This window comes from Frankia sp. CcMO1, assembly GCF_977945845.1.
Genome location: NZ_CDWTMG010000258.1, coordinates 1 through 6,544 on the forward strand (window position 1 = coordinate 1; position 6,544 = coordinate 6,544).

Sequence of the window (6,544 nt, forward strand, 5' to 3'; positions counted from 1 at the left end):
TAGGGGCTGGGCACAGACGAGCAACCGAACCGGCACCAGCGGCCCGCGGTACGCACCGGGACGCAGGTGCGATGGGATGGCAGCTGCCACCATGCCGCATTGATCGTTTTCGTCTATCGTCGCGGAACATGAACAGCGGCCACGAGCATGAGCTCCCCACCCATGGCCACGCTCACGCCCACGGGCACGGGCACGGGCACGGGCATCATCACGGCGGGCACCCGCACGGCGGACAGCATGACCACCACGCGAGCGGGCGGTGGGCGCGGCTTCGTCACGGCCTGTCAGACCTGGCCGGAGGGCACAGCCACGATCCGGCGGACCAGATCGACGACGCGTTGGAAGCCGACACCGCCGGCCGCCGCGCCCTCCTGATCAGCCTGGCCGGTCTCGGGCTGACCGCCGCCCTGCAAGCCGCCGTCGTGGCACTGTCCGGATCGGTCGCGCTCCTCGGCGACACCCTGCACAACGTCGCCGACGCGCTCACCGCGGTCCCCCTGCTCATCGCCTTCACCGTGGCGCGCCGCCCGGCCACCGCCCGGTTCACCTACGGCTACGGCCGCGCCGAGGACCTCGCCGGCCTCGCCGTCCTCGCGATGATCGCCCTGTCGAGTGCGCTCGCCGCCTGGGCCGCGATCGACCGCCTCCTGCACCCCCAGCGCGTCGACCATCTGGGAGCGGTCGCCGCGGCCGGGCTCGTCGGCTTCCTCGGCAACGAGATCGTCGCCCGCTACCGCATCAGGGTCGGCCATCAGATCGGCTCCGCCGCCCTCGTCGCCGACGGCCTACACGCCCGCACCGACGGTCTCACCAGCCTCGCGGTGCTCCTCGGCGCCGCCGGTGTCGCGGTGGGCTGGCACTGGGCCGACCCCGCCATCGGCCTGGCGATCACCCTGGCGATCCTCGGCGTCCTACGCTCCGCCGCCCACGTCGTCGGGGCCCGGCTCATGGACGCCGTCGACCCCGCCGTGGTCGCCGAAGCCACCAGGGCACTCCTGCACACCGAGGGCATCGAGGCCGTCCGCGAGCTGCGGCTGCGCTGGATCGGCCACACCCTGCGCGCCGAAGCCGACGTCACCGTCGATGCGAACCTGACCCTGACCGCCGCTCACGACCTCGCCCACGCCGCCGAAGCTCACCTGCTGCGCCGCATCCGCCGCCTGTCCGCCGCCACCATCCACACCAGCCCCGCCCACCACCACGCCGCCACGACGGTCCCCTAAGCCGCAACGCCGATCACACTCGATCACGGTGCCGCCGAAGCGGTGCTCAGTGCCCCGTGCTCAACTCAGTGCCCCATGCTCAGCCCGCCGTCCACGGGGATCAGCGCACCGTTGATGTAACCGGCCTGCGGGGAGGCGAGGAAGGCGACGAGGGCTGCGACGTCCTCGGCCTCACCCATGCGGCCACCGGGGATGCTGGCGGTGAGCTGCTCCCGCTGCGCCTCGGTCAGCGCGTCGGTCATGTCGGTCCGGATCGGCCCCGGAGCGACCACATTCGAGGTGATGTTGCGCGGAGCCAGCTCGCGGGCGAGGGAACGGGCGAAGCCGATCAGGCCGGCCTTGGACGCCGCGTAGTTGGACTGGCCGGGGCCGCCGACGGAGGCGACGACGGAGGAGATGAAGATGAGCCGACCCCGGCGCAGCCGCATCATCGGCCGGGAGGCACGCTTGGCCACCCGGTAGGCGCCGAGCAGGTTCGTGTCCACGACCTCCTGGAACGCGTCCTCGCTCATCGTCGCCAGCAGGGTGTCCCGCACGATGCCGGCGTTGGACACCACGATCTCCACCGGCCCGAGCTCGGCTTCGACCTCCATGAACGCCCTGTCGACGCTCTCGCTGTTGGCGACGTCCAGACGGACGCCCAGCATCCCCTCGGGGGCGGTGCCCCCGCGGCTGGCGACCGCGACCCGCTCACCCGCGGCCGCCAGGGCGGCGGCGCAGGCGGCGCCGATCCCCCGATTACCACCTGTTACCAGTGCGACACGACCCTCATTTGCGCCCATGAGTCAGATGGTAGCGGCCACCGCGTCGAATCCCGGTGTCCGCCGACGATGACGCCTCAACCGCCGACCGGCATCGGCTTGGCCACCCTCGCGATCCTCCCTGGTGCCGCCCCGAACCGGTCACGCGAACCGGTCACGCGAGCGGGATGGTCGACACAGGTGGAACGATCCGGGCGGGATGGTCGCTCGGGCGGGACGATCCGGGGGGACGATGCGCGCATGCGTCTGATGATCCGAGTTCAGCCGGGCGCCGGGCGGACCGCGGTGGGCCGCCGGCGCGAGGACCCGCTGCACGGCCCGCTGCTGGTCGTCCGGGTCACCGAGCCGGCCGTTGACGGCCGGGCCACCGAAGCCGCCCTGCGGGCCCTGTGCGCGGCGCTGCGGGTGCGCCGGGGAGACGTCCGGCTGGTCCGCGGCGCGACCAGCCGAGTCAAGGCCGTCGAGGTCGAGGTGGCACCGGTCGACGAGCCCGCGCTCCGGATCCGGATCGACGAGCTCGGCCGGGACGGCTGACCGCCGGGGCGGCAGTCCTGGCACGGCAGTCCCGGCATCACCGGGCTGACGCACGACGGCCAACGCCACCGCGATGGAACGCGGATGCTGAAATGGTACGGCCACCGTGGTGAAGGTGGGATACCGACGCGGACACACCATGTGACGGCGGCGGGCACCGCCGATCCGGCCGGCGGCGCAACCTCCGACCGGCACCGCACCACCGCACGTCCAGACTTTGGGAGGTCGGAGTCGTGGGACGTAGGCCGGTCATGCGCAGGCCCGATGTCAGACCGGTGGAGGCGGCGCACACGCGCTCCGGCCGGGGGGAGATGATCATTACGCCAGACGGCGCCGCGGGGCCGGTCCCGGCCCGGTCCGTGGATCCGCCCGCGCCGGGGACCGACGGCCGGGTCACACACGACGACCAGACCGACGACCGGGCCCGCGAACACCGGGTCACCCACGAACGCCGGGTCACCCGCGACGACCGGGCCGAGGGCGGTCCGCCGGGAGCCGCCAGCCCCCCGACCGGACCGACGAACGGAGACGACGTCGTGGGAACCCAGACCTCGCCGGCCGCGGCCCAGGCCATCCCCGGGCCCCCAGACCCGGCCATGCCGGGGCCGCCCGGTGGCGTACTCGACCTCGCCGCGCTGGCCGCCGTGGAACGGCGGCTGCGGAGCGTCGCGGCCCGGATCATCGACGGGGACGAACGCGCCGGGCAGCGGTCCGCGGTCGCCGCCGAGTCGGAACGGGCGGCCGTGGCCTCGGTGTCGAGCATCGCCACGGTGCTGTGGTTCGACGCCCTGCGCGCCGAGGACCGCGTCAGTGTGACTCCACGCGCCGCCCCGCTGATCCATGCCGTCCATCACGTCCTGGCGCACGCCAGGCCGACGGCTGAGGAGACGACGGCCGAGGAGACGGCGGCCGCATCACCCGTCCCCGCCGTCTACCGGCTCCCCCAGGCCCGGCCGGGTGAGATCCGTCCGAACGGGGTCCGTTCCGGGCCCGATGGTCGGCCGTTGCGTGCCCTCGGCGCCGGCAACATCGGACCGAGCGGGACGGTCTGGGCGGCGTTGGCCCGCCGTTATGCCGGGGAACGCTTCGACCGGACTCCCCAGGGTCGGCAAATCTGTCTGATCGACTACTCCGAGCTGCACGACCCGACCGTCTGGGAAACAATCACCGATGAGCGGATCGCCCATCTCGGCGAGCTGTTCTGGGTGGTGACGGTGTCCGGCTCCGCGCCGGCCGGACCGGTCGGCGGCATCGGCAAGCCCGCCCGCGCGGCGCGCATGTTCGAAGCCGCCGGCTGGCAGGTGCTCACCGTCCGGTACGGACGCGTCCTCGAGGCGCTCTTCCGGGCCCCCGGCGGTCACGCGCTTCGCAACCGCCTCGACCAGCTCCCGATGGGCGACTACCGCGCGCTGCTGCAGGCCCACGGAGCCGACCTGCGCCGCCACCTCGCCGGGCCCGGCGCGTCCGGCGCCGGCATCAGCCGCCTGCTGGACACCCTCACCGATGACGAGAGCCATGCCTGCCTGCGCGATCTCGGTGGCCACGACCTCCCCCTGCTGATCGACGCCTTCGATGAAGTCGCGACGGACCGGCCCACGGTCCTGTTCGCCTACACCAGCGACGAGCTCACCCGAGAGGATCGCTCCCACGGCGGACAGATCCGCAGCGAACAGATCCACAGCGGACGGACCGCCGGCCACGCGTCCGCGGCCCCGTCCGCCGGACCGGGCACGGCGCCGGCCGCCGGCGGTGGCACCCGCCCGGCCCTCCCGCCGGGAGACGACGCCGCGGCCCACCGCCTCGCCCAGCACGTCGCCGGTTACCTGGACCGGGTGCCGGTGCCGCTCGGCGCGGCCCCACCCGTGCCGACCGACTCCGACCACCGCTTCCCGGCATGGATCTCCACCCAGGAGGCGTTCGGCGAGATGCTGCGGGACCTACCCCGGCTCGCGCCCCAGGCGGCCGCCGCGGTGCTGACCATCAGCACGCGCAACGCCGACCCCGTCCTCGCCGGCTGGCTGGCCGCGGCGGACCGGACCGACGGGGAACAACCGGGCCGGCATGTGGCCGGAGGCCTGTCGGCCACGGCCTTCGGCGGGGTGCTGGCCTCACTGGGAGTAGCCTGGAGCCGCCAGGGTCTGCCGCTGCTGCCCGTCGGAGTCGCCGACGAGGTGGCGGTCGGACGGGTACTGCCCGGCTGGATGGCCGGCGCCACCGCGGACGCCCGATCGATGCTCGCCGTGGCGGACACCGGTCTCGACCCGGTCGTCCGCAACCTGGCCTGGAACGGTGGCAACGTCGTCCCCGCCCCGGTGGCCGCGACGTGGGAACCGGCCTTCGCGCACGATCTCGCCTGGTGCCTACTGGCCGGCCTCGGCGGGCTGGCCCGCCTCGACGGCACCTCCTGCGTGATCCGGCTCTCCGCCCGCCCGGTCGATCAGCGCCTCGCCGAGGTCCCCGTGGACGCGCTGGAACGGCACCGACGCCGGGCCCTGGTCCTCGCCGGAGGGTACCGGCTCCACGAGGGCGGCCCCGACGCCGCGCTCACCCTCGTCGGGGTGGGTGCGGTCATGCCGGAGGTGCTGCACGCCGCGGCGGAGCTACGCGCCGGCCTCGGCCGAGAGATCACGGTCGTGTGCGTGACCTCCCCGAACGCGATGTTCCACGCGCTGCAGGCCCGGCGCGGGTTGGCCGAGGGTTCCGACGCCCTGCTCACCGAGGTGTTCCCCGCGGACCGGCGCACCCCGATCGTGACGGTGGTCGACGGGGACCCCCGTGCCCTGAGTTTCCTCGCCGGCGTCCACGGAGATCCCATCTCCGCCCTCGGTTCGAGCGCGCCACTGCCGGAGGCCTCCGGGCCGCCGGGAGGGCCGCCGGGGGACACCGACCCGGGCTCATCGACCTCCGGCGCCGCCGGCCACGCCGGCAGCGGCAACCTCGCCCGGCGGGACACGGCCTCGTCGCGGGACCGCCGTCGCCGCCCACCGGTGGAGCTGGACACGATCGTCGGAACGGCCCTGGACCTGCTGGACGAGACGGCCGGCTGATCCGGGCCAGACCCACCACACCCGGGCCCCGGGACCCCGGCCGCGCCCTGCCCCCGACGGCCAGCTGCGCCCTGCTCCCGACGGCCAGCCGCGCTCAGACCCCGACGGCGTGCACGCCGCCGTCGACGTGGACGATCTCGCCGGTGGTGGCCGGGAACCAGTCCGAGAGCAGCGCCACGCAGGCCTGGGCGGCCGGCGCAGTGTCGTGGACGCTCCAGCCAAGCGGCGCCCGGCCGTCCCAGATCTCCTCGAACTGGCTGAAGCCCGGGATGCTCTTGGCCGCCATGGTCCGCAGCGGGCCGGCCGCGACGAGGTTCACCCGCACGCCCCGGGGTCCCAGATCACGGGCGAGGTAGCGGGTGGTGGAGGCGAGGCCGGCCTTCGCCACGCCCATCCAGTCGTACGACGGCCAGGCGACGGACGCGTCGAAGTCCAGGCCGACGATCGACGCCTTCTCAGCGAACAACGGTAGGGCGGCCCGGGTGAGCGACGCCAGCGACCAGGTGGAGATCTGCAGGGCGGTGCCGACCTCGGACCAGGCCGCCTCGACGAACGGCTTCCCACCGAGCACCGATTCAGGTGCGAACCCGATCGCGTGCAGCACGCCGTCCAGGCCGTCGACATGTTCGAGCACCTGCCCGGCCAGCACCGCGAGATGCTCTTCGTCGGTGACGTCCAACTCGACGACGGGCGCCGGGGCGGGCAGTCTCTTGGCGATGCGGCGGGTCAGCGACAGCCCCCGCCCGAATCCGCTGAGGACCACCGCCGCACCCTGCTCCTGGGCGATGCGGGCGACGCTGAATGCGATCGAGGCTTCCGTGAGAACCCCGGTGACGAGAACGCGCTTGCCTTCGAGAAGTCCGCTCATGGGCTGCATACTCCCAAACATCGCCGTCCCGGTAGCGACACCGCCGCCGGGAAGTCGCCCCCGCCGTCAGCGGCGGGTGCCGTCGCCCGCCCACCGTTGCCCGCCCACCGT

Annotated in this window: 5 protein-coding genes; 3 read left to right on the plus strand and 2 right to left on the minus strand. The window is 73.9% G+C overall.

Annotation, left to right across the window (positions count from 1 at the left end):
• Positions 1-128: 128 nt before the first annotated feature.
• Entirely contained in the window at positions 129-1,223 is a 1,095-nt protein-coding gene (locus tag AC08OU_RS21155; protein ID WP_476601833.1) for a cation diffusion facilitator family transporter, read from the plus strand.
• Between the two features lie 65 nt (positions 1,224-1,288).
• Here the strand turns inward: AC08OU_RS21155 and fabG are convergent, their stop codons facing one another.
• On the minus strand, positions 1,289-2,005 hold the full coding sequence (gene fabG / locus AC08OU_RS21160; protein WP_462188907.1) for a 3-oxoacyl-ACP reductase FabG: 717 nt from the start codon (positions 2,003-2,005) through the stop codon (positions 1,289-1,291).
• Positions 2,006-2,224: 219 nt separating this feature from the next.
• Between fabG and AC08OU_RS21165 the strand changes: the two genes are divergently transcribed.
• Positions 2,225-2,518: a DUF167 domain-containing protein gene (locus AC08OU_RS21165; protein ID WP_462188908.1), complete on the plus strand. Its 294-nt coding sequence runs from the start codon at positions 2,225-2,227 to the stop codon at positions 2,516-2,518.
• A gap of 233 nt (positions 2,519-2,751) precedes the next feature.
• Positions 2,752-5,565 carry a pyruvate dehydrogenase gene (locus AC08OU_RS21170; RefSeq protein WP_476601834.1) on the plus strand — a complete coding sequence of 938 codons (2,814 nt, stop codon included), beginning with the start codon at positions 2,752-2,754 and terminating at the stop codon, positions 5,563-5,565.
• Between the two features lie 94 nt (positions 5,566-5,659).
• Here the strand turns inward: AC08OU_RS21170 and fabI are convergent, their stop codons facing one another.
• Entirely contained in the window at positions 5,660-6,433 is a 774-nt protein-coding gene (gene fabI / locus AC08OU_RS21175; RefSeq protein WP_476601835.1) for an enoyl-ACP reductase FabI, read from the minus strand.
• Between the last annotated feature and the right edge of the window lie 111 nt (positions 6,434-6,544).